Annotated in this window: 21 protein-coding genes and 1 tRNA gene; 13 read left to right on the top strand and 9 right to left on the bottom strand. The window is 65.0% G+C overall.

Features of this window, described 5'->3' with window-relative positions; translation table 11 throughout:
• Positions 1-65: 65 nt before the first annotated feature.
• Together AAFG07_RS40230 and AAFG07_RS40225 are read left to right on the top strand one after the other, a co-directional pair.
• Positions 66-827: an N-acyl homoserine lactonase family protein gene (locus AAFG07_RS40230; RefSeq protein WP_342725094.1), complete on the top strand. Its 762-nt coding sequence runs from the start codon at positions 66-68 to the stop codon at positions 825-827.
• Between the two features lie 104 nt (positions 828-931).
• On the top strand, positions 932-1714 hold the full coding sequence (locus AAFG07_RS40225) for an SDR family oxidoreductase (RefSeq protein WP_342725093.1): 783 nt from the start codon (positions 932-934) through the stop codon (positions 1712-1714).
• 77 nt (positions 1715-1791) lie between these two features.
• Here AAFG07_RS40225 and AAFG07_RS40220 read toward each other — a convergent pair whose 3' ends face one another.
• Positions 1792-2070 (bottom strand): GlsB/YeaQ/YmgE family stress response membrane protein, encoded by a 279-nt coding sequence (locus AAFG07_RS40220; RefSeq protein ID WP_229171179.1) that lies wholly within the window; start codon positions 2068-2070, stop codon positions 1792-1794.
• A 36-nt stretch (positions 2071-2106) separates the two neighbouring features.
• On the bottom strand, positions 2107-2715 hold the full coding sequence (locus AAFG07_RS40215) for a YidB family protein (RefSeq protein WP_342725092.1): 609 nt from the start codon (positions 2713-2715) through the stop codon (positions 2107-2109).
• A gap of 176 nt (positions 2716-2891) precedes the next feature.
• Here AAFG07_RS40215 and AAFG07_RS40210 point away from each other — a divergent pair, with 176 nt between their 5' ends.
• The 3 genes from AAFG07_RS40210 to AAFG07_RS40200 are packed head-to-tail and all read left to right on the top strand — an operon-like array spanning position 2892 to position 4607.
• Complete coding sequence (locus AAFG07_RS40210) at positions 2892-3899, top strand: 2-dehydropantoate 2-reductase (protein ID WP_342725091.1); 1008 nt, start codon at positions 2892-2894, stop codon at positions 3897-3899.
• Positions 3900-3955: 56 nt separating this feature from the next.
• Complete coding sequence (locus AAFG07_RS40205) at positions 3956-4162, top strand: hypothetical protein (RefSeq protein WP_342725090.1); 207 nt, start codon at positions 3956-3958, stop codon at positions 4160-4162.
• A 22-nt stretch (positions 4163-4184) separates the two neighbouring features.
• Positions 4185-4607: a CAP domain-containing protein gene (locus AAFG07_RS40200; protein WP_342725089.1), complete on the top strand. Its 423-nt coding sequence runs from the start codon at positions 4185-4187 to the stop codon at positions 4605-4607.
• Here AAFG07_RS40200 and AAFG07_RS40195 read toward each other — a convergent pair.
• The 3 genes from AAFG07_RS40195 to AAFG07_RS40185 all read right to left on the bottom strand — a co-directional run bounded on the left by AAFG07_RS40195 (position 4597) and on the right by AAFG07_RS40185 (position 7423).
• A complete protein-coding gene (locus AAFG07_RS40195; RefSeq protein WP_342729386.1) occupies positions 4597-5265 on the bottom strand; it encodes a hypothetical protein in 669 nt (222 codons plus the stop codon). The two genes, AAFG07_RS40200 and AAFG07_RS40195, sit on opposite strands and share 11 nt — an antisense overlap.
• 215 nt (positions 5266-5480) lie before the next feature.
• A complete protein-coding gene (locus AAFG07_RS40190) occupies positions 5481-6551 on the bottom strand; it encodes a hypothetical protein (RefSeq protein ID WP_342725088.1) in 1071 nt (356 codons plus the stop codon).
• A gap of 221 nt (positions 6552-6772) precedes the next feature.
• A complete protein-coding gene (locus AAFG07_RS40185; RefSeq protein WP_342725087.1) occupies positions 6773-7423 on the bottom strand; it encodes a TetR/AcrR family transcriptional regulator in 651 nt (216 codons plus the stop codon).
• Between the two features lie 84 nt (positions 7424-7507).
• Between AAFG07_RS40185 and AAFG07_RS40180 the strand changes: the two genes are divergently transcribed.
• From AAFG07_RS40180 to AAFG07_RS40170, 3 genes are all read left to right on the top strand, one after another.
• A complete protein-coding gene (locus AAFG07_RS40180; protein WP_342725086.1) occupies positions 7508-9013 on the top strand; it encodes an NAD(P)/FAD-dependent oxidoreductase in 1506 nt (501 codons plus the stop codon).
• A gap of 216 nt (positions 9014-9229) precedes the next feature.
• Positions 9230-9306, top strand: a tRNA-Arg gene (locus AAFG07_RS40175).
• 296 nt (positions 9307-9602) lie between these two features.
• Positions 9603-10361, top strand: a complete 759-nt coding sequence (locus tag AAFG07_RS40170) for a tetratricopeptide repeat protein (protein ID WP_342729385.1) — start codon at positions 9603-9605, stop codon at positions 10359-10361.
• A 540-nt stretch (positions 10362-10901) separates the two neighbouring features.
• Here the strand turns inward: AAFG07_RS40170 and AAFG07_RS40165 are convergent.
• On the bottom strand, positions 10902-11615 hold the full coding sequence (locus AAFG07_RS40165) for a hypothetical protein (RefSeq protein WP_342725085.1): 714 nt from the start codon (positions 11613-11615) through the stop codon (positions 10902-10904).
• 321 nt (positions 11616-11936) lie between these two features.
• Between AAFG07_RS40165 and AAFG07_RS40160 the strand changes: the two genes are divergently transcribed.
• From AAFG07_RS40160 to AAFG07_RS40150, 3 genes are all read left to right on the top strand, one after another.
• A complete protein-coding gene (locus tag AAFG07_RS40160; protein WP_342725084.1) occupies positions 11937-13481 on the top strand; it encodes an aspartate ammonia-lyase in 1545 nt (514 codons plus the stop codon).
• Positions 13482-13678: 197 nt separating this feature from the next.
• Positions 13679-14767, top strand: a complete 1089-nt coding sequence (locus AAFG07_RS40155) for an FAD-dependent oxidoreductase (RefSeq protein ID WP_342725083.1) — start codon at positions 13679-13681, stop codon at positions 14765-14767.
• Between the two features lie 9 nt (positions 14768-14776).
• Complete coding sequence (locus AAFG07_RS40150; RefSeq protein ID WP_342725082.1) at positions 14777-16243, top strand: FAD-binding oxidoreductase; 1467 nt, start codon at positions 14777-14779, stop codon at positions 16241-16243.
• A gap of 15 nt (positions 16244-16258) precedes the next feature.
• Here the strand turns inward: AAFG07_RS40150 and AAFG07_RS40145 are convergent, their stop codons facing one another.
• Entirely contained in the window at positions 16259-18094 is a 1836-nt protein-coding gene (locus tag AAFG07_RS40145) for a cytochrome c (protein ID WP_342725081.1), read from the bottom strand.
• A 260-nt stretch (positions 18095-18354) separates the two neighbouring features.
• Here AAFG07_RS40145 and AAFG07_RS40140 point away from each other — a divergent pair, with 260 nt between their 5' ends.
• Positions 18355-19035: an alpha/beta family hydrolase gene (locus AAFG07_RS40140; protein WP_342725080.1), complete on the top strand. Its 681-nt coding sequence runs from the start codon at positions 18355-18357 to the stop codon at positions 19033-19035.
• 120 nt (positions 19036-19155) lie between these two features.
• Positions 19156-19890: an aspartate/glutamate racemase family protein gene (locus AAFG07_RS40135; RefSeq protein WP_342725079.1), complete on the top strand. Its 735-nt coding sequence runs from the start codon at positions 19156-19158 to the stop codon at positions 19888-19890.
• A 95-nt stretch (positions 19891-19985) separates the two neighbouring features.
• On the opposite strand, the gene AAFG07_RS40130 is transcribed toward AAFG07_RS40135, so the two are convergent.
• Both AAFG07_RS40130 and AAFG07_RS40125 read right to left on the bottom strand, forming a co-directional pair.
• On the bottom strand, positions 19986-20768 hold the full coding sequence (locus tag AAFG07_RS40130) for an SDR family oxidoreductase (protein ID WP_342725078.1): 783 nt from the start codon (positions 20766-20768) through the stop codon (positions 19986-19988).
• A gap of 40 nt (positions 20769-20808) precedes the next feature.
• On the bottom strand, positions 20809-21783 hold the full coding sequence (locus AAFG07_RS40125; RefSeq protein WP_342725077.1) for a ketopantoate reductase family protein: 975 nt from the start codon (positions 21781-21783) through the stop codon (positions 20809-20811).
• Between the last annotated feature and the right edge of the window lie 148 nt (positions 21784-21931).

The raw sequence follows: 21931 nt of genomic DNA, 5'->3' as shown, positions 1-21931 counted from the left end.
TCAAATTGATTATGAGTTTCCAAAAAACTCATATGTAGTTTTAAGTCAAGCTGGGAGGTAACGAGATGAAGATGCATATGCTGTCGGGCGGACGTTTGCGGATGTCCAGGCGGACCTATCTGCCTGATGCCGCGCGCGGCGAGATGATCGATCTGCCGGTCGCCTGCGTGCTGTTGCGGCATACGCAGGGCAATGTGCTGTTCGACACCGGATGCCATCCCGATGTCGCGACCGATCCCGAAGGGCGGCTCGGCACGCTTGCCAAATACATGCAGCCGATCATGCCGGCGGACGATCATGTGCTGACGAGCCTGAAGGCGGTTGGCCTTGGCCCTGACGATATCGACGTCGTGATCTGCTCTCACCTGCACACCGATCATTGCGGCTGCAACGGCTTCTTCAAGAAGGCGACCATCTTCGTTCACGCGCTCGAGGTCGAGGCCGCGAATGCCGACAACGCGTTCGATCGCGGATACATCAAGGCGGATTGGGATCATCCGCTGAAGATGGAGATCTTCGATCGGCAGATGGATATGTTCGGCGATGGCAAGTTGACGCTGGTGCCGCTGCCGGGACATTCGAAGGGAACGACCGGCGCGCTGGTCAAGCTGGATCAGAGCGGCGAATATCTGCTCGCGTCCGACGCGCTCAGTGTGCGCGCCAATCTCGATCAGCAGACCTCACCGAGGAACAGCCTCGACGTCGACCAGTTCCTGCACTCGCTCGACGAGATCGCGCGGCTTGAGGCATCCGGCGTCAAGATCATCTGCGGGCATGACGATGCACAGTGGGCCAGCCTGCAAAAGGGTCCGAACGCGTATATGTGAGGCCCTGTAGGTGAGGTCTTGGCGCAGTTTGCAGATGGCATCCCGCGCGATATGGTATGCCGCCGCCGGAGTTCATCTGGCTTACAACAACAAGGAAAATGCAGATGTCCAAGGATGGTTTGTGCGCGATCGTGACGGGATCGGCATCGGGCCTCGGCGCCGCCACCGCGCAAATCCTCGCCACGCCGGGCGCGCGCCTCATCATCAACTATTCCAACAGCAAGGCGGAAGCCGAGGCGACCGCGGAAGCCTGCCGCAAGCAGGGCGCCGAGGTGCTGGTGGTGCAGGGCGACGTCTCGCGCGATGAGGACTGCAAGAAGATCGCAGCCGCTGCGCAGGGCTGGGGCCGCCTCGACGTGCTCGTCAACAATGCCGGCACCACGAAGCATGTGCCGCATCACGATCTCGACGGCCTGACGGCGGAGGATTTCCAGCGCATCTATGCTGTCAACACCATCGGCCCGTTCCAGATGGTTCGTGCCGCGCGTGCGCTGCTCGAAGCCGGCGCGAAGGCCTCCGGCCGTCCCTCGGCGGTGGTCAACGTCTCCTCGATCGCCGGCATTTCCGGCGGCGGTTCGTCGGTGGCCTATGCCGCGAGCAAGGGCGCGCTCAACACCATGACGCAGTCGCTGGCGCGCGCGCTGGCGCCGTTGATCCGCGTCAACACGGTGTGTCCGGGCTATATCGATACGCCCTGGTTCACCAAGGGCCGTGGCGAGGCGGGCGCCAAGCAGGTGCGTGACGCCGTGGTCGCGCGTGTGCCGCTGAAGGTCGCGTCAACGGCCGAAGATATCGCCAATCTCGTCTGCTTCCTGGCGAGCCCGGCGTCGAGCAACATGACCGGCGAATTCGTCCGCATGGACGCCGGCATGCACCTCATTCAGTGACGAAGTGCCGTTGCAGAAACGAAAATGCCCGGGCCAGGCCCGGGCATTTTGATTTTGAACCAGTATCGCGGCTGGCTCTATTTGTTTCCCAAATCCGGGATCACGCGCGCCGCGACCAGCCGGTTCCAGATGAACAGCACCACCAGCGCGCCGATCGTGGCGGTGATGAAGCCGGCGCCCTGTTCAGGACCGTAATGGCCGATGGCCTGGCCGATGAAGGTCGCGAGAAACGCGCCGGCGATGCCGAGCACGGTGGTGAGAATAAAGCCGCTTGGATTATTCGGTCCCGGCGACAGGAGCCGCGCGATGATTCCCGCGACAAAGCCGACGATGATGACCCAGATGATGCCGCCCATGACTGTCGTCCTCCTCAGATGGAATCAACGCTGGCGCTAAAGCCGGCCGCTCAGCTCGTCGCCGCTCGGCAGCCGGCCGTCCGGCGTCAGATGATTGATCGCGTCGGGCAGATACTGGCTCAGGCCCTGCAGCAATTGGTCGCGCGACATGCCGCTCTGCGACGCCAGCGAGTCGATCTGGTCGGCGCCGAGCGCGTTGGCGAGATCGCCGGGCGCGATCTGCTTGTTGGGGCCGTTGCTGACCCAGGAATTGGCCGTATCGCCATGTCCCTTCTGCTGCAATTGGCTGAGCAGATCGCCGAGGCCGCCGCTGAGCACGGTGCCGGCTGCACCGCCGGCGAGCAGGCCGCCAAGGCCGCCCTTGAGCAGATCACCGAGCCCGCCACCACCGGCGCCGCCGGGCAGGCTCGCGGTGACGTTGCCGGGGAGCGACGGCGCCTGCGCGGGCGTCGGCTGGGGGGCGGTCGCGCCCGGCTGGCCGCCGGAGAAATGCTTGACCGCCTTCCAGGCGAGCAACGCCAGGATGGCCATCGTCATCGGCGACATGCCGCTGCCGCCGCTGCTGGAGCTGTCGGATGGTGTGCTTGGCGCGCTCGGACCGCGGGGCCCGTTCTGCATGCCGTTGAGTACGTCGAGTAAACCCATGATCGTCTCCTGCCGCAACCGTGCCCCGAGCCGGAAACATAGCTTCGGGCCATGACGGTTACAAGGCGGGCCAGCCGGGCGGCGGCGCGTGGAAATAGGCAGGCAACCCAAGGTCTGCTATCGCGGTCTGCTATCGAGGTCTGCTATCGAGCCCTGATGAACGGACGTTTAGCCAAATGAACGCGGACCGGCCGATCGGCATCGCGGGCGCCGGAAGCATCGGTTGCTTCGTCGGCGGCATGGTGGCTGCGTCCGGCCGCCGCGTCGCGCTGCTGGCGCGGCCGCGGTTGATCCAGGAGATTGCAGGCAACGGCTTGCGGGTCAGCAGTTTCGACGGCTCGGAGCGGGCGGTATCCGCGGACCGGCTCATTCTGTCCGACGATCCGTCGATCCTGCGCGACGTCGAGACGGCGCTGGTGACGGTGAAGAGCGCCGATACAGCCGAGATCGCTGAATTGATCGCGCGCCACGCAGCCGCCGATGCCGCGGTGATCAGCCTGCAGAATGGCGTCGGCAATGTGCCGCTGCTGCGCGAGCGCCTGCCGGGCCGCAAGGTGCTCGGCGGCATGGTGCCGTTCAATGTGGTCGCACTCGGCGGCGGCCGCTTCCATCGCTCGACCTCGGGCGACATCGTGATCGCCCAGGATGATGCTGGCACCGCGGCACGGCTCTCGGTGCCAGGTCTTGCGATGAAGGGCACCGCCAACATCGACGGCGTGCAGTGGGGCAAGCTGATCGTCAATCTCAACAACGCGCTCAATGCGCTGTCCAACGTTCCGCTGCGGCAGCAGCTCGCACAGCGCGGCTGGCGACGACTGTTCGCCGACCAGATGGCTGAGGGTTTGGCGGCGATTCGCGCCGAAGGGATTGTGCCGGTGTCGCCGACGCCGCTGCCTTCGAGCTGGATGCCGGCATTGCTGCGGCTGCCGGACACGCTGTTCGACATGCTGCTCGGCCGCACCATGAAGATCGATCCCGAAGCGCGCTCCTCGATGTGGGAAGATCTGCAGCGTGGCCGGCGCACCGAGATCGACTATCTGCAGGGCGTGATCACCGCGATCGCGGATCGCCGCGGGCTGGAGGCGCCGCTGTCGCGCCGCGTCATCGCGCTGATCCGCAAGGCGGAGGCCGACGGCAAGGGCTCGCCGGGGCTGACGCCGGAGCAGATTCGCGATGGCCGCTGACCGTGAGCGCCGACGATCGTCTGGCATAGCGTTCGGATAACCGAGGAGGTGACATCATGAAACGATCCTGCATCATGCTGCTCACGCTTGTTGCGCTCGGCACCGTCACGGTCCGCGCCGCGCCGCCGACCGTGACACCTTCGCCGGGCTATGATGCGCGTTTGCAGGAGCAGCGCGCGGCGGCCGCGGCGTCGAGCCGATCGGCTGGGCCTGTGCACAAACCGGTTACGCCTCGACACCACAAGCGCGGTCGCGCGCACTGATCCATTGCAGAGAAGACCTCAGATGAAGCTGCTGTTCCTCGCGCTCACCTTCGTGCTCGGCATCACGACGGCGGCAAGCGCCGCCGACTATGCTGGTTCGATCAGTGCCTACCGGCGCGCCAATCATATGCCCGCGGTGAAGCTCGACGCGAAGCTGAATGCGATGGCGCTGAAGCAGGCGCAGGCGATGTCGGCGACCGGATCGGTCAGCCACTCCGCGGGCGGCAGCTTCTTCACCCGCATCGCTCCGCTGAAGAAGCAGCGCGCCGCGGAAAATATCGGCGCCGGCTTCATCGCTTTCGCCGAGATGCTGAAGCAGTGGGAGGACTCGGCGGGGCATCGCGAGAACCTGCTGATGCCGGGCGCGAAGCGCGTCGGTGTGGCCTTCGTCGACAATCCGAAGTCGCCGTACCGCAGGTTCTGGGCGATGGTGATTACCGACTGACGTCGGTTCGCTTCGCAACCTTGGTCGGCGGCGGCGATGCCGGCGTGAACAGTTTCTTCAGGCCGTCCAATCCTTCGGAAAGCCGCGGCCATTCGCAGGAGAACGTGCCCTTCACGCAACTCGCCGCCTGCGGCCGCACCCTGGGAAGAGGGGCGGCAGCAACCCGCGGCTTGACCGGCCGTGCGACCGGGGCCGGGACTTTCGCCGGCTCGCTGTGCACTGGCTCGCTGTGCAGCGACGCCTGTTGAAGCTGCGGCGGCTGCAGCTGCTGCTTGTCCTGCCGCTCGAGCTGCTTGGCATTGAACGCCGCGACGATGCTCGAACGGCGCTCCTTCTCGAGATAGCCGGTATATTCCTGGTCGATCTTCCTCTGCTCGTCCGGCGTCGGATTGGGGCCGGCGATGTCGAAGCTGCGATCCTGCATGAAGTCGTAATAGGTGTAGCCGCCGCCGGGCTTGCGGCGTCCGGCAAACTTGGCATTGCAGTCGGCGAGTTGCGCGGTCTTGTCTTCCCTGGACTTCGCCTTCTCGGCGAGGTCGGCGCAATCCTCAAAATCCTTCGGCGCGCTGCGCCACCATTGCGCGTGCGCGCTCAACGGCGCCAGCGCGAACGCGGCGACCAAAACGCCAACAGCCAACGTCGATGATCGTGACGGCATCACGGACATTGCAACCAAATCCGAACGACACAGAGTGAGCAGATTGTCGCCATTTTAGTGACGCTTGTCACCTGGAACCGGGCGATTTCCCTGATCATTTAAGTCGCAGATCAGCCGTTTGGCCTGAGCGAGTAATCGCTGTACGCAATTGCAATGTTTCAAGAATTCTTACCGTAACGGCGCGGCGGAAGTTGGAACAATTCGCCTCGAATAGTTCATTTCACTCTATGCAGCAATGCGACGAGTTCCGCCTGCCGATGCGTGCCGGTCTTCTGGAAAATCGTCTTGAGCTGATTGCGCGCGGTGGCAAGGGCAATGCCGGCTTCCTGTGCGGCGGCCTCGACCGAGTCGCCGGCCGCGAGTCGCGTGGCGAGGCGCGCCTGCGCCGGGGTCAGCTCGAACGCCGCCGCCAGCAGCGCCTGATCGAATGCGGCGTTGCCCTCGAGGTCGCGGATCAACAGGATCGCGCGCGCACCCAGGAACGGTGAGCGGGCGGCGGGAGGCACCGGCTGCATCTGGATCACGATCGGCCGCTTGTCGATCCTGCGCACCAGGATCGGCGATGTCGGGAGCGGATGCAGGTCCGAGCTGTGGGCCAGCAGATCGATCAGCCTGGTCAGATCGGTATTGGCCTGCCGGTCGAGCAGGGTGAGGCGGTTGTTGCGGATCGCAAGGTCATGGCCGAGGCAGGCTTCCGCCTGGCTGTTCATGCCGATGACGGCGCCGAAGCGGCCGACGGCAATCGCCGCGATCTGGATCAGGTCGAGCGCACTGGTGATGCCCGAGATCGCGGACCGGCCGACGACGGTGGACAGCGTCGCGGCTTCGGTGAGCCGCGCCGACACGCGCGAGAGTGCCTTGACCTCGTCGGCGTCGAACATGCCTTCCTTTGGCGTGCGCTGGATACTCAGCGCCCACAATGCCGGGCCGGCGCGGAAGCCGATTCCCGCGAACCATTTCAGCCCGAACTCGCCGAGCGTGGCATAGAGCGGGTCGCGCAGCATCTCGGTTTCGCCGCCGAACAGGTCAGCGTCGGTGATGACGTTGGTTCCGGCGAGCATCAGCGGCACGCCGCGCGCAGCGCGAATGTCGGTGAGATGAAAATTCTGCGGGAAGTAGGTCTTGGTGAAATAGTCAGTGATCGATTGCGTGCGCGGAATATCTTCGGTGCGGATATCGCTCTGAAGCATCGCAGCCCCGGTCGCGCCGACGGCCGCGCAGACCTCGTCCATGAAGGACGGCCAGGTCGCGGGATCGAGAACCACGTCGCCAAGGCGCGCGGTCACGTCGTCCAGCCTGTGCACGTCGACCAAAGGCTCAGCTCCGCCTGATGCAGATTGTTGTTGTTTCACAGGACGAAACAGGCCGGACCTGTTTGCTCCCGGTACCGTGCATAAGAAAGCCCGGACCGCCAGATATGCAAGTTAAATCAGCGGCGCGGCCAGGGCCGGGCCCGCAAACCCCGGCGAAACATGATTGAAAATCGGCGAGTGGCGCGAGCTCGTCGCTACAGCAAATGCAGATCCCGGCGGCGATCGGCCTCGGTCAGCGCCACGCGGCAGAAGCTGGCGGCGATCGCGACGACGTCCTCGACGGCCTGCGGATATTGCTTCGAGACCCAGCGCAGCGCGATCGAGATGACTGCGCCGACCATGCCGATCGAGAGCAGCGTGGCAGCCGCGGCCTTGTCGCTGTGTTTCGGATCAAGCGTCGGCGGCACCAGGATGTCGCTGAAGACGCGCAGGGCGTCGAGCTTGACGGCATCGACCGCCGGACTGATGCCGGAAATCTCGAGCAGGAAGACCCGCGCGGGCTTCGGATGCTCCTTCAACCGCGTGAAATACAGCGTCAGCGCGGCGCGCAGCCTCATCTCGGCATCGTCGCCGGTTGCCGCGGCGGCAGCCGTCATCTCCTCGTGGAGGTGGCCGACGACATGGTTGTAGGCGGCGATCAGCAGGGCTTCGCTGTTGGAAAAGGATTCGTAGAAATAGCGTTCAGTGAGCTCGGCCGCCTCGCAGATCGCCTTCACGGTGGCGCCGCGATAGCCGACCTCGCCATAGACCTCGATCGCCGCGTCGATCAGCTTCAGCCGCCGCTCGGCGCGGCGTTCCTCGGCGTCCATACCGCCATAGAGGCGGGCTTTCCGGCTGCTTGCCATGAAAAGTGTATTGACACGAGCCATTGTCAGATGTCAAGTTATCTGACAATACGGATTGTCAATTCTGCCACGGGAGATCAGGGCATGTCTGCTCATTTCGACGTGTTGATCGTGGGTGCCGGGCTGTCGGGCATCGGTGCCGGCTATCATCTGCAGACCAATTGTCCGGACCGCAGTTACGCCATTCTCGAAGGCCGCGATTGCATCGGCGGGACCTGGGACCTGTTCCGCTATCCCGGCATCCGCTCCGACTCCGACATGTACACGCTCGGCTATTCGTTCCGGCCATGGACCGAGCCGAAGGCGATCGCCGATGGCCCGTCGATCCTGAATTATGTGCGCGAGACCGCGCGCATGTACGGCATCGACAAGAACATCCGCTTCAACCACCGCGTCGTGCGCGCCGACTGGTCGTCGGCCGACTCACAATGGACGGTCGAAGTCGAGCGCGGGCCGGAGAAGACGATCGAGCGCCTCACCTGCAGCTTCCTGTTCATGTGCAGCGGCTACTACAAATATGAGCACGGCTACACGCCTGACTTCCCCGGTATCGCCGATTTCGCCGGCCGCGTCGTCCATCCGCAGAAGTGGACCGATGACATCGACTATGCCGGCAAGAACGTGGTGGTGATCGGCAGCGGCGCGACCGCGGTGACGCTGGTGCCGGAAATGGCCAAGACCGCCGCCCATGTCACGATGCTGCAGCGTTCGCCGACCTATGTCGTCGCGCGGCCGGATGAGGACAAGGTCGCCAACTGGCTGCGGGCGCGGCTACCCGCAAAACTCGCTTATAGCCTCACGCGCTGGAAGAACGTGCTGCTCGGCATGTATTTCTACCGGCTTTGCAAGCGCGATCCGGAGCGCGTGAAGAAGCTGATCCTCGGCGGCGTGCGCCATGCGCTCGGCCCCGATTACGACGTCGCCACCCATTTCACGCCGAGCTACAATCCGTGGGACCAGCGGCTCTGCCTGGTGCCGAACGGCGATCTCTTTCAGTCGCTGCGCAGCGGCGGCTCGTCTGTCGTGACCGACCAGATCGAGACCTTCACGCGTGGGGGCATCAAGCTCAAGAGCGGCAATGTGCTCGACGCCGACGTCGTGGTGACCGCGACCGGCCTCGATCTGCAGGTGCTCGGCGGGCTCGAGATCAAGGTCGACGGCGTGCCGGTCGATCTGTCGAAGACCATGAACTACAAGGGGCTAATGTATTCGGGCGTGCCGAATCTCGCCGCCGCATTCGGCTACACCAACGCATCCTGGACGCTGAAATGCGACCTGAGCTGCGAATATGTCTGCCGCATGCTCAACCACATGAAGGCGAACGGCTACGCGCAAGTGACGCCGCGGCGGAACGATCCGACCGTGACCGAGCTGCCCTGGGTGGATTTCTCCTCGGGCTACATCCAGCGCGCCGCCGCCAGGTTCCCCAAGCAGGGCTCGCGCCGGCCGTGGCGACTCTACCAGAACTATGCGCTCGATATCATGACGCTGCGCTTCGGCTCGCTGAAGGATGAGGCGATCGAGTTTCTGCCGGCGCGCCGGGCCAGCGCGGCGAATGCTGCCGCGAATCCGGCCCGGCAGGTGGCGTAGCGCCAAGCGCCGAACTCAGCGCAACTTCGCGCGCGCCTCGAGCAGCGGTTCTGATTGGATCCGAACCGCTGCTCTAGCTTCTTGTTTTGACGCGTTTTCTTCACGCGAACCGGTGCCCACTTCGCTCGAACACGCTCTGATGTGGCGCGGACTGGCGATCATTCGGCGCCTCTGCTATGGGAGGGAGACGCCCACATGCTTCGCTGCGGGCGGTGCGGTCCCGTAGCTCAGCCGGATAGAGCGACGGTTTCCTAAACCGTAGGTCGGAAGTTCGAGTCTTCCCGGGATCGCCATTTTCCGCCTGGCCCGCTTCGCAGATCACCATCCTGCCTGTTCGGAGCTTCCTTGCGCCAATCGGCGGCTGATTCCGAGATTCCGGACCATCGCCGGCGGTGTTGCGGTCGGCGCAGCGCTGCAATGTCGCAAGCGTGTGGCGCCCGGCTGAGACTTTCGCTGGAGCTCCGTCGGCGGCAGTGATAACGGCTGGGAAAACCATCTCGTGACGGGCCGCATGCCGAAACCTCCGCCTCCTTCCCATCGCGGGCCCAGCCCACCCCCGGCTCTGCAACGCGCCATGGTCGCGTTGCAGATGGGGCAGGTCGTCGAAGCCGAGCGGCTGGCGGCGGAGGTGTTGAAGGCAAACCGGACCGATGTCGGCGCGGCCTCGATCCTGGCACGAGCGCTGATGGCCCAGAGGCGCAACGAGGAGGCGATCGCGCCGCTCGAGCGCGCCACGCGCCGTGTCGAGGATGCCGGCCTCGAAACCCTGCTCGGCGCGGCACTCGCCGGCGCCGGCCGCCGCAGCGAGGCGATCGATCTGTTGCGGCGGACCACCGCGCGGCGGCCGCCGTTCCTTCCCGCATTTCAGGAGCTGGCAGGGCAATTGGCCGCGGCCGGCCGCTTCGACGAGGCGGTTGCCGTCATCGATAGCGCGCTTGCTTTCGCGCCCGCGAGCCTCGAATTGCAGCTTTTGCTCGCGCAGATCCTGCCCCATCGCAATGAGCGCGGCCGCGCGCGCGAGATTCTGGAGAAGCTGCGCACGGTGGCGCCGGGCCATCCTGATGTTCTGGCCGCGCTCGCGCGCGTGCTGCTGCTCGATGGCGAATACGCGGCTGCGGCGGATCTCTACCGTCAGGTGCTGGCGCAGCGCCCCGATGATCCCCTGACACGGACCAGCTTCTCCGCCTGTCTTCTGGAAATGGGCGACCGCGCTGCCGGCGAAGCCAATCTGCGTCTGGCGTTGCGCGGCCGTCCGCAAATGATCGGCCGCACCACGTCGGCGCTGGCCATGGCATCGCATGGCCGCTTCTTCTTCCGTCCCAGCGCGGCTGCAAAGTTTCTCAGCTAGGCAAAGCTCGGGCAAATCATGTCGCGAGACTGTGGGTGTATGATTCACAAGCGGCGCAACACACTCGGTGTCGTCCCTGCGAAAGCAGGGACCCATAACCACAGCTAGTCCTTGTCGCGCGATCGTGGAATGACGAGTCCCGTTCACAATTCGGGCCGCGGAGTATGGGTCCCTGCTTTCGCAGGGACGACGCGTGGGAAGAGAATTGCGTCTTCACTCCGGTGTCATTGCCCCGCAGAAAGCGGGCGATCCAGTACGCGGCGGCTTCGCGGTCAAGCTGCTCCGCCTCTGGAATACTGGATCACCCGCTTGCGCGGGTGATGACGGCGAGCGATGTTCGAGATCGCGCCACATGTTCGGTGTCGTCCCGGCGAAGGCCGGGACCCATAACCACAATGCTGCTTGTTGCCTGACGTTGGAATGACGAGTCCCGTCAAGCACATCTGCTGCGGCGTATGGGTCCCGGCCTGCGCCGGGACGACGCTCAGAAAGAGCTGTGGGGCTCGCACGCTGGCGTCAGGCCTGCGCGTGCGCTCCGCCCTACGTCCGAAACTGGCGGCGATAGAGTCCGGGCTCGCGGGCCATCCTGTTGGACAGTTCCTGTGCGCGCGACGTTTCATCCGGCGTCATCGCCGCGGTCTGCGCGACCCAGTTTTCGCGCTTCACCGGGAAGCATTGCGCAACCGGCGTGCCCTTGGGCAAGGTGCCGCTGAAATTGGTGTCGTGCCAGCGCGCCGGGAAATGAATCCAGCTGTCGTGAAACTGATCGCAATCGACCATGCCGGTCAGTGTGGTGAACGGCAGGTCGAACCGATTGACCGGATGTGTGAAGAACAGCGAGTAGCCCGCCGGCGCCTCGATGGTCCACAGATTGACGAACTTGATCACGAAGCGGTCCTGTTCGAACAGCGGTGAGCCGATCACCTGGCTTTCGTCGTGGAATCCGACCGGCGAGCGCGGGAATTCGAGCACGCCTCCGGACGGCAGGTCGTTGTCCCATGTCATCTCGCCATTCTCGATCTTGAGATCGCAGATCAGCGGCATCAGGAAACCCGATGTCATCGCATCGATGAATGGCGGGCAGCGCTTGACGGTATCCTCCTCGCGGTTGCTCATCGCATTGAAGGCCTGCGTCGGCATCGCCTTGAGCCATCCGGGAAGACCCAATGACGCAGGCACCGGCGGTGGAATTTTGCCCTCGAGCTCCGCTGGGCAGCGGAATTTGATGGCTAACGCTTCGTTGTTGTTGGACACGGTTTGGCCCTTGGTTCGTTCAGTGTCGGCAGCGCCCTTGCGCCAGTCGATGCTGATCTAGCACGCGATGACGGGGCGGAGAAAGCAGCCGCATCTCGCGCAGGATGCGCCGCGGCGTAGAGCTATAAGTTGCTGTTATCGTGACGGATAAGGTAAGCGCTCAATTCCCCGTGCGGCGCGCATGCCGATCCCGTTTTGACGCGTCTTTTCGTTCGCCGGTGTGCAAGACTTTGCCGGTAGGCATTGGCTTTCTATACCTGTCGGGCGCATCATGGCTGGTGTCGCTGACGACGAGATTTGCAGCAGGTAACGGAGGGACTGATGGCCGAATCGAAGGTTGAGACCGCCAACACTGCAGGCGCCGCGCCACCCTCCGGCGACAGCGGCGGCGTCAGCGAGCTCGCGATCGCGACCGTCCGTACCGTGCCGATCGAGCAGGCGCAGTCCCGCACCGAGCACGATCTGCTCGGCGAGGACGATGTGCCGGCCAATGCGCTGTGGGGCATTCACACCAAGCGCGCGGTGGTGAACTTTCCGATCACCGGCGTGCCGGTCGGCCATTTCCCGGAATTCGTCCGCGCGCTGGCGCTGGTGAAGCAAGCGGCCGCCCGCGCCAACAAGCGCCTGGGCTATCTCGCGCCGGAAAAGGCCGATGCGATCGACAAGGCCTGCACCCAGATCGCGACTGACAAGGTCTATGCCGAGTCCTTCGTCGTCGATGCGATCCAGGGCGGTGCCGGGACCTCGACCAACATGAACGCCAACGAGGTGATTGCCAACGTCGCTCTAAAGCTGATGGGCAAGAAGCCCGGCGACTATCACACGCTGCATCCGAACGACGACGTCAACATGGCGCAGTCGACCAACGATGCCTATCCGACCGCGCTGCGGCTCGCGGTGATCTTTGCCACCCAGCCGCTGGTGCGCGCGCTCGATGACCTCGCCTATGCCTTCAAGGGCAAGGCGGTGGAATTTGCCGATGTCCTGAAAATGGGCCGTACCCAGCTTCAGGATGCGGTGCCGATGACACTCGGCCAGGAGTTCGACGCCTTCCACGCCACCGTGAAGGAGGACGTTGCCCGGCTGAACGAGATCTCCGGCCTGTTCCGCGAGGTCAATCTCGGCGCCACCGCGATCGGGACCGGCATCAATGCCGATCCGCGCTATGCGGCGCTTGCGGTCGAGGAGCTGTCGCGGCTGTCGGGCCAGCCCATGGTGCTGGCTTCGAACCTGATCGAGGCGACCTCCGACCTCGGCGCCTTCGTGCTGTTCTCCGGCGTCTTGAAACGCGTCGCGGTCAAGGTGTCGAAGATCTGTAACGACCTCCGCCTGCTGTCGTCGGGGCCGCGGACCGGCATCGGCGAGATCAGGCTGCCCGCGGTGCAGGCCGGCTCGTCGATCATGCCCGGCAAGGTCAACCCGGTGATTCCGGAGGTGGTCAACCAGGTCGCCTTCCTCGTGATCGGGCACGATCTCACGGTGACGATGTGCGCCGAAGGCGGCCAGCTCCAGCTCAACGCGTTCGAGCCGACCATCGGCTATTGCGTGTTGAGTTCGCTGCGCATGCTGACGGCGGCGATCGATACGCTGACCAAGCGCTGCGTCGACGGCATCGAGGCCGATCGCGAGCGTTGCCGCAGCCTGGTGCAGGGCTCGATCGGCCTGATCACGGCGCTGGCGCCGGCGCTCGGCTATGAGGCCTCATCGCGCGTGGCGCGCCGCGCGCTGAAGGAGAACCGCTCGGTCGCCGACATCGTGCTGGAGGAAAAGCTGCTGACCGAGGAGCAGCTCAACCAGCTGCTCGAGCTCGAAGCCATGACCCGCCCGGCGCGCCGTCAGCCCGTGCCGAAGTTGAAGGAAAGTTGAGAGCAGGCGTTACGGATCCCGCCCCGACGAACATCCATTTTGACCCTTGCAGGACGGACCCGCCGGCCGCATGCCGACGCGTCCGTGATGGCGCTTTGTGAAGCCGGTCACACGTCCATCGGAGATGTATGATACGATGGAGCAACTTTAGATATCTGATGTACCGCGCTCGCGGCACAGGGATTGCGAGGTTCGCCATGGCCACGCCCAACCTGCCGACGCCAGATTTCGCCTTCGATCCCGATCAGCCCGGCGCCTGCATTGCCGGCGTCCGGCCTTATCGCAACGGATCGTACCGGCTCGATGCCGAAACCATCTCGCAGAGCTTCATCGTGCACAATTACGGCCATGGCGGCGCCGGCATCACGCTGAGTTTTGGCTGCGCCGCGAAGGTCCGCGACATCGTTAGCGATCATCTGGCCGCAAGCCGTGGGGTCACCGAAGCCGCCGTGCTCGGCGCCGGCGTGATGGGTCTGACCGCCGCGACATTGCTGCTCGATCTCGGGCTCAAGGTTACGGTCTATTCCGATCGCGCGCCGCTCGAGACCACCTCCGCCAAGGCCGGCGGCCAGTGGGCCGTCTCGGTGGTGGAATTCGCCGGCAAGGAGCGCGAGCTCACCGACATCGTCAAGAGCGCCTATCGTGCGTTCAAGGATCGGATCGGGCAGGGGTTCGGCGTGTTCGAGCGGCCGAACTACACCGCGACGCGCGCGCACAATCTCGACATCGTGCTGCAACTCGCGCCCGGCCTGATCCCGCCGCGGCAGCCGCTGCAGCGCTTGCCGTTCGCGCACCACACCAAGCCCGGCTTCGTCTACCAGACCCTGCTGATTGAGCCGCCGGTCCTGCTCGCCAGGCTGAAGGCTGACCTCGACCAGCGCGGCGTCAGCTTCGTGTCGAAGCGGTTCGTCAACCGTTCGGATATCCTGGCCAGCGTGCCGCAGCCGATCATCGTCAACTGCACCGGGCTCGGATCGATGACGCTGTGGAGCGACACCAAGATGATGCCGATCAAGGGACAGCTTGCGCTGCTGCGGCCGCAGCCGGTGCTGCAATATCTCTACGGCCAGAACGGCTACCTGTTCCCGCGCAGCGACCACGTCGTGATCGGCGGCACCTTCGAGCCCGGCGTCAACAACGAGACCCCGGACAAGGCGGTGTGCCAGGGCCTCGTCGATCACGTCGCCTCGCTGTTCGGCAAGGCACCGGCGAGGCCGCTGCCCGACATCCACATCCACAACCCCGTCCACGCGCCGATCGTCAACCCGGCAATTCCCGAGGTCTGAGGGTTCGCCATGGAACATCCGCTTCGCGTCGGCGAGTTCGTGCCCTCCGATGCGCCGGTTGCCGCCGACGCCGAGATCGCCGCGCCGCCGGCGGAGGCCGTGGCACCGCTGCCGCCATTGCCGAACCTGCCGGCGACCGACGTTCAATTCCTGCGGCCGCAGGACGCGCACTATGCGGATTACCTGCCTGCCGCGAGCAAGCGCAAGCAATTGGCGCCGGCGCTGCGTGCGGTCTGCAAGACCGAGCACGCGGTTGCCGTGATGGTCGACTGGGTGCGCAGCAACGGATTGAGCTTCGCCGTTCGCTGCGGCGGGCATTCCTACGAAGGCCTGTCGCAATCGTCCGGGGTTGCGATCGACGTGCGCGGATTGAAGCAGATTGTGGTCGACAAGGCCTCGAACCTCGTCACGGCAGGTTCCGGCGTATCGCTGTACGCGCTCTATTCCGCGTTGGCCGCCCAGGGCCTCGCACTGCAGGCAGGGAGTTGCCCAACCGTCGGCATCTCCGGCCATCTCACCGGCGGCGGCCACGGCCTGCTCGCGCGCTCGCATGGACTGACCTGCGACGGCCTGCTGCAGGCGAATGTCGTCGACACCCAGGCGCGTGTGCTGCAGGCCAATGCGACATCGGAGCCGGACCTCTGGTGGGCCTGCCGCGGCGGCGGCGGTGGCAGCTTCGGCATCGCGACCGAGTTCAGGATCGAGGTGTTTCCCTTGAAGACGACGCGGGTGTTCGGTGTCTCCTGGAAACTGTCGCAGGCCCATGCCGCGCAGTTGTTCGCCGCCTGGCAGGACTGGGCGCCGCATGCGCCGTCGAACATCACCTCGATCATGAAGGTCGGCCCGGCCGGCCACGGCCTGATCACGATGCGCTGCATTGGCCAATCGGTCGGCAGCGAGAGCGAGCTGCGCAGCGAACTCCGGCGATTGACGGCGGTGCGGCCGCCGTCATCGGCGCTGTCGGTGCAATCGCTCGCCTTCCTTGATGCGGTCAAGCACTTCGCCGGACCGCTCGCCTATGAGTCGGTGCTGATGAAGGCGAAGTCGGACTATGTGCTGACGCCGCTCGCCTCCGACGGCATCGAAGCCATGATGGCGGCGGTCGCGCCGATCGTGCCGGGCGGCATCGTGCTGCTGTGCGATTCCTATGGCGGTCGGATCGCCGATGTTGCCGCCGACGCCACTGCATTCCCGCGCCGCGCCGGCACGCAGTACTGTATCCAGTATTTCTCGAGCTGGAGCCGATCTGCCGACACAGCGGCGCATCTCGCTGACGTCGCAAGGGTCTATGCGGCGATGCGCCCTTTCATGCCGGGCGCGTCCTATGTCAATTATTGCGACCTCGACCTCGACGACTATGCGTCAGCCTATTGGGGCGACAACCTCGCCCGCCTGGTCGCGGTGAAGCAGCAATATGATCCCGATGATTTGTTTCACCACGCCCAAAGCGTGCCGCTCAGCGTCCCGACGGCATGAGGAGCAGGCCGAAGCTCAAAGCGTCTTGATGAACTCGATCAAGGCGCGGCGCTCGTCTTCCTTCAGCTCCGGCCCGATCACGCCGAGGCGCTTCTCGTTCGAGAATTCGTGCCCGGAATTGCTGTTGCCGCGCTTGCTGGTGTCGAGCACGAAGGCGTTCTTGATGTTGTCCTTCCAGACATGGCCGAGATCCTTGGGGTCATACTCCCGGTTGCCAAGATAGAAGGTCGGGGGACGATCCTTCACCGGCGACAGCAGCGCGTAGATGGACGGCACCGATCCGTTGTGCAGGTAGGGCGGGGTCGCCCAGATGCCGTTGAGCGGCCGGACCTTGTAGGCGAGCGGCGCCTGAATCTCGTTCGGCCGGTAGCCGTTGATGCGCTTGCGGTCCTCCGGCGGGGTCTTGTTCTGGTCGTACCAGTAGTCGACGGTCTTCTCGACCAATTCGCCGAGCGCCGGTCCGAAACCGCCGTCCTTGATCTTCAGATTGGCCGGCGTCTCGACGGTGCGGCTCGCAAGGCCTTCGGCCTGCGCGCTGTCGGTACCGATATGGCTGATCGGAATCATCTCGACGTCGAGCAGCGGCTGGCCGGCGTCGTTCTTGATCCAGCGCTTCTTGTCCTTGAACAGCGCAAAGGCTTCGCTGGCGGGCAGCGCCTTGCTGTCGATCGCCGGGCCGTGGCAGCCTTGGCAATGCGTCTTGTAGAGTTCGCCGCCCTTCTTCGCGAGATCCATGTTGATCTGCCCCAGGATGCTCTCCGGCCATTTCGGCGACGCCAGGCCGCCAAAGCCCTTGTCCTCGCTGGGTGGCTCGCCGGCGATCATCCGCTCCATCTCGTGCAGCACGTCGATCCGCGCGCTCGACTTGAACAGGCCCCTGGATTCATCGAGCAGATTGAGCTCGGCGCTGACGCCGAGCGCCTCGCCGGCATTGCGCACCATCGGCTGCATGATCGAGCCGTCATACTGCACCCAGCTGAACCACGGCGCGTTCCAGATCCGCGGGAAATGCACCGGCGCCGAATGCGCGGCGTAGTTGTTCGGGTTGTTCAGATCGATCGAGAACACCTGGTTGCCGATCCGGTTGAGCGCGTCGAGCCGCGCATAGCCTTCCTCGACGCTGTTGGCGGCGACCTTGGTCTCCAGCGAATTGATGTTGGCGTATTGCTTCAGCACGAGATCGAGCTGGCCGCGCAGGGCCATGCGCTCGTCGAGGCTGGCATCCTTGCCGAGGATCTCCTCGGCGAAGCGCGAGAAGCGGCCCGGCCAGAACCGGGTCAACAGCAGCGAAACGCCGACGCTCTTCTGGAACTCGAACAAATTGGTGTTGGCCGGCCCGCCGTCGATCACGATCTCGGTGCCGCGATAGCTGAAGCTTCCGGTGTGGCAGGCGGAGCAAGTCAGCCCGACCCCGTTCATGTCGGCCTTGCTATGCGGGTTGCGCCAGGGCGCGCCGTTGGCGTCAGCCATCGGGCCGCTCGGCGCAAATCCGATCGGCAGCGCATCGGGGCTACCTGGAATCACGGTGTCGGGAATAAAGCCGAAGCGGCCGAGATAATTGGTCTCGCTGAGCCGCGGTGCCGCGGTGAGCACCGGCCAGACCGTCGGCTGCTCCAGCGCCATGAACCACTCAAGGGGAATGCCGAAAGTCCGCGTGCCCTGGTCGGCGTGGTAGAACCAGCGCAGCCGCTCGGCGCTGACATTCTGATCCAGCCACACCGTCTTTGCCGGCGGCTGGTAGTCGACGACCTTGACACGGAAGCCGCTCGCCACGGTCTCGATATCGTCCTTGAGGTAGAGGACGCCGGCGACAATCAGCAGCCCGATGAAGAAGATCGTCTTGCGAGGCATGCCCCATTCCCCAATTCGCGGTACCCGCGCGTCATATTGATGAGATATTAAAAATCGCCGAAACAGGTTCGCGTTAAGCGTGTGATGTGCTGTGCGCCATCCTACAGTGGCGGCGCTGGGTCTACCAACGGAAATGTTGCAAAGGAAATCTCGATTGGCTGTGAGCCAGTTCACTTGCGGCGTGTTCTCCCCGGCGTCATTTGCGCGCATGGACCGCGGCGGCTAGAAATGACGGAGCAACAATTCTTCGAGATGTCATCTTGAACGCGCCAAGTGCACAGCCGCTCACCATCACGGTCTCGGACGATCACGCGGTGTCCGCACTGCTGCTGCGCCCGGCGCAGGCCCGTAGCGCCTATGTGTTCGCGCATGGCGCCGGCGCCGGCATGACCCATGCCTCGATGGAGACGATTGCGGTCGGCCTCGCCGAGCGCGGCATCGCGACCTTGCGCTATCAATTTCCCTACATGGAGAAGGGCAGCAAGCGGCCCGATCCGCCCGCCGTCGCGCAGGCGACGGTGCGCGCCGCGGTGGCGGAGGCCGCGCGCCGTTGCGGCGAACTGCCGCTGTTCGCCGGCGGCAAGTCGTTCGGCGGCCGCATGACCTCGCAGGCGCAGGCCAAAGCGCCACTCGCCGGCGTGCGCGGGCTGGTGTTCCTCGGCTTTCCCCTGCACCCCGCCGGCCAGCCGTCGAGCGAGCGCGCCAAGCATCTCGCCGAGGTCAAGATCCCCTTGCTGTTCCTGCAGGGCACGCGCGACGCGCTGGCGGAGCTCGATCTGCTCGAACCGGTGGTAAAGGGGCTCGGCGCGCGTGCGACGTTGCAGTTGGTGCAGGAGGCGGATCACTCCTTCCATGTCCTGAAACGCTCCGGCCGCAACGACAGCGAGGTGATGGCCGAGGTGCTCGATGGCTTCGCGGCCTGGGTCGTGAAGCATTCGTAAGCAGGCGAAGTCTTTGCCTTGTAGCCCGGATGAAGCGAAGCGAAATCCGGGGCCGGCCTTTCCGCCTGTGACACCGTCCCGGATTGCGCTCCGCTGCATCCGGGCTACTAATCTCGACCCATGACCAGAATCCTGATCGTCAATCCCAATACCACCGCGTCGATGACGGCGACCATCGCCACTGCGGCCCGGGCGGCCGCCGCTGATGGCACCGAGATCGTGGCCGTCACATCGTCGATGGGACCCGCCTCGATCGAGGGCTTCTACGACGAAGCGTTCGCCGTTCCCGGGCTGATCGACGCATTGCTGAAGACGCCCGACGCCGATGCCGGCATCATCGCCTGCTTCGACGACACCGGGCTCGATGCCGCGCGGTCGGTGGCGCGCTATCCGGTGGTCGGCATCTGCGAGGCGGCGCTGGTCACGGCCGGGCAGATCGCCAAGCGCATCGGCATCGTCACCACGCTGCCGCGTTCGATCGTGCCGCTCGAGGAACTGGTCCGCCGCTACGGCTTTGCCGACCGCGCCACGGTCACCGCCTGCGACGTCGCTGTGCTCGATCTGGAGAAACCGGGTTCAGGTGCGAGGGAGAAGCTGGAGGCGGAGATCGCCCGCGCGCTGGAGAAGGGCGCCGACGCCATCGTGCTCGGCTGCGCCGGCATGGCCGATCTCGCCCATGAGCTATCGGCGCAATTCGGCGTGCCTGTCGTGGACGGCGTGGCCGCCGCGGTGAAGCAGGCGGAAGCGCTCGCCGGCCTCAAGCTCACGACCTCACGCCGCGGCGCCTACGCTTCGCCTGCGGCGAAAAAGTACACGGGGTTGCTCGAGGGATTCGCGCCAGCCTCAAAGGAGTAAGTCCCGTCATTGCGAGCGAAGCGAAGCAATCCATGGCGCCGCATGCCGAGACATCGATTGCTTCGTCGCTATCGCTCCTCGCAATGACCGCAATTTCACTGCGACGCCGCGCCGCCATAGATCCGGTCGCGCAGGCGGCGCATGCCGGCCAGCCAGCGCTCGCGATTGGTGGCCTTGCGCTGCATGTATTCCTGCACCTGGGGATGCGAGAGTATCAGGAAGCGTTCCTCGGCCATCGCCTCGATCACCATCCGTGCCACTTCGCCGGGCTGCAGCACGCCGTCGACGCGCGCCGCGCTCGGGCCCGGCGTGGTCATCCCCGTCTGCACCGATTGCGGGCAGAGCACGGAGACGCGGATGCCGCGATCGCCATACTGGATGGCGAGATGTTCGGCGAGCGCAACCGCGGCGTTCTTGGTCACGCCATAAGGCATCGAGTTCAGCGAGGCCAATAGCCCCGCCGCGGACGCCGTATTGAGCAGATAGCCGGAGCCGCGCGCGAGCATGCCGGGCACCAGCGCGCGCGCCGCGAATACGTGACTCATCACATGCACGCGCCAGCTCACATCCCAGTCGGCATCGGACGCGGATTCCTGTCCCTTGCGCGACAGCCCGGCATTGGAGAAGAACACGTCGACCGGGCCATATTTGTCCTCGGCCGCGGCGATCAACGCCTTGACGTCCTCCTCGAGCCCGACATCGGCGGTGACCGCAAGCCCGTCGATGTCGCCGGCGACGCTCGCGAGCCGGTCGCGCGAGGTCTTGAGATCGGCGACCACGACGCCGCGGGCGCCGGCGTCGGCATAGGCCCGCGCCACCGCCTCGCCGATCCCGCTCGCGCCGCCGGTGACGATGCAGACCTTGTCCTTGACTTGCATGGTTCGATATCCCTGCTTGTTAGCGTCGTGGGGCGGATTGTCAGCTCTGATAGAGCCCCTTGTCACGTGCCTTCTGGATCGCGAGCGCGGCTATCAGGTCGAGCATCGGGGTCGGAAGGCCGGCCGCGCGCGCAAACGCCGCCGGTGCGCGCACCAGCACGTCGATCTCCATGGCGCGGCCGAGCTCGTAGTCCTGCAGGATCGACGGCTTGTGGTCGGGCGCCGGGCCGCTGCGAGTGACGCGCTTGACCGCGGCAATGTAGTGCGTCGCCACCGCATTGGCCTCGTCGAGCAGGCGCGGGATCACGTCCTGCATGTCGGGATCGTCGCGGACGCCGCGCGCGGTCAGGCCCGTCAACAGGCAGAGCACCGACATCGACATGTTGGTCAATAGCTTCGACCAGATCGTCTCGCGGATCTCCGTGACCTCGGGCGATTCGATCGCGGCGTCATTGAGCGCCGCACGCAGAGTGGCGATGCGCTCGCTGCGGCGATCGTCGCATTCGCCGATCAAGAGGCGGTTGCGGTCCGGCGACAGGTTCGCCACTACCCCGGGCGCGATCACTTCATTGGAGGAGAAGATCACGCCGCCGATGATCCGTTCTTTCGGGATGGCGTCGCGCAGCCGTCCGCCGGGATCGAGGAAGCCAAGATCGGGAATCGCGGGATGCCGCGGCGGCAGGCCGAGATCGTACCACCAGGGAATGCCGTTTTGCGCGAACACGATTGCGGTGTCGCGTTCAAGCAGCGGCAAGAGCCCGGTTGCGAGCGCGCCGACGCCGGTGGCCTTCAGCGTGCTGATGACGACGTGCTGCGGCCCCAGATCGGTCGGATCGGCCGACGCCTTCACCTGCGCGGTGACGCTGCTGTCGCCGACCTTCAGCGTCAAGCCTCCGGATTTGACCGCGTCGAGATGCGGCCCGCGCATCACGCAGGACACATCGTGGCCGGCGCGTGCCAGCCGGACGGCAAAATGGCTGCCGACGGCGCCCGCGCCGAAAATGCAAATACGCATGGGTGGAACAAGTCCTTGCAACGTGCCGCGTCAGTTTCCACAAGCGCAGGGCATTGCGCAACCCGCCATGCATGCGGCGCGGCCGCGCCTGCTCGAAAGTGATGGATCAAGCCAGCTCCTCTCGCCATAGTGGCCGGACAAGAGCAAT

This window comes from Bradyrhizobium sp. B097, from assembly GCF_038957035.1.
Lineage (GTDB): Bacteria > Pseudomonadota > Alphaproteobacteria > Rhizobiales > Xanthobacteraceae > Bradyrhizobium.
The sequence above is the reverse complement of the archived record's forward strand: the minus strand, read 5'-3'. Positions and strand labels throughout refer to the sequence as shown.

Bases quoted from the DNA above. Each gene is read 5' to 3' on its own strand.
- AAFG07_RS40230 (WP_342725094.1), top strand. From the start codon at position 66: ATGAAGATGCATATGCTGTCGGGCGGACGTTTGCGGATGTCCAGGCGG.
- AAFG07_RS40225 (WP_342725093.1), top strand. From the start codon at position 932: ATGTCCAAGGATGGTTTGTGCGCGATCGTGACGGGATCGGCATCGGGC.
- AAFG07_RS40220 (WP_229171179.1), bottom strand. From the start codon at position 2,070: ATGGGCGGCATCATCTGGGTCATCATCGTCGGCTTTGTCGCGGGAATC.
- AAFG07_RS40215 (WP_342725092.1), bottom strand. From the start codon at position 2,715: ATGGGTTTACTCGACGTACTCAACGGCATGCAGAACGGGCCCCGCGGT.
- AAFG07_RS40210 (WP_342725091.1), top strand. From the start codon at position 2,892: ATGAACGCGGACCGGCCGATCGGCATCGCGGGCGCCGGAAGCATCGGT.
- AAFG07_RS40205 (WP_342725090.1), top strand. From the start codon at position 3,956: ATGAAACGATCCTGCATCATGCTGCTCACGCTTGTTGCGCTCGGCACC.
- AAFG07_RS40200 (WP_342725089.1), top strand. From the start codon at position 4,185: ATGAAGCTGCTGTTCCTCGCGCTCACCTTCGTGCTCGGCATCACGACG.
- AAFG07_RS40195 (WP_342729386.1), bottom strand. From the start codon at position 5,265: ATGCCGTCACGATCATCGACGTTGGCTGTTGGCGTTTTGGTCGCCGCG.
- AAFG07_RS40185 (WP_342725087.1), bottom strand. From the start codon at position 7,423: ATGGCAAGCAGCCGGAAAGCCCGCCTCTATGGCGGTATGGACGCCGAG.
- AAFG07_RS40180 (WP_342725086.1), top strand. From the start codon at position 7,508: ATGTCTGCTCATTTCGACGTGTTGATCGTGGGTGCCGGGCTGTCGGGC.
- AAFG07_RS40170 (WP_342729385.1), top strand. From the start codon at position 9,603: ATGGGGCAGGTCGTCGAAGCCGAGCGGCTGGCGGCGGAGGTGTTGAAG.
- AAFG07_RS40160 (WP_342725084.1), top strand. From the start codon at position 11,937: ATGGCCGAATCGAAGGTTGAGACCGCCAACACTGCAGGCGCCGCGCCA.
- AAFG07_RS40155 (WP_342725083.1), top strand. From the start codon at position 13,679: ATGGCCACGCCCAACCTGCCGACGCCAGATTTCGCCTTCGATCCCGAT.
- AAFG07_RS40150 (WP_342725082.1), top strand. From the start codon at position 14,777: ATGGAACATCCGCTTCGCGTCGGCGAGTTCGTGCCCTCCGATGCGCCG.
- AAFG07_RS40145 (WP_342725081.1), bottom strand. From the start codon at position 18,094: ATGCCTCGCAAGACGATCTTCTTCATCGGGCTGCTGATTGTCGCCGGC.
- AAFG07_RS40135 (WP_342725079.1), top strand. From the start codon at position 19,156: ATGACCAGAATCCTGATCGTCAATCCCAATACCACCGCGTCGATGACG.
- AAFG07_RS40130 (WP_342725078.1), bottom strand. From the start codon at position 20,768: ATGCAAGTCAAGGACAAGGTCTGCATCGTCACCGGCGGCGCGAGCGGG.
- AAFG07_RS40125 (WP_342725077.1), bottom strand. From the start codon at position 21,783: ATGCGTATTTGCATTTTCGGCGCGGGCGCCGTCGGCAGCCATTTTGCC.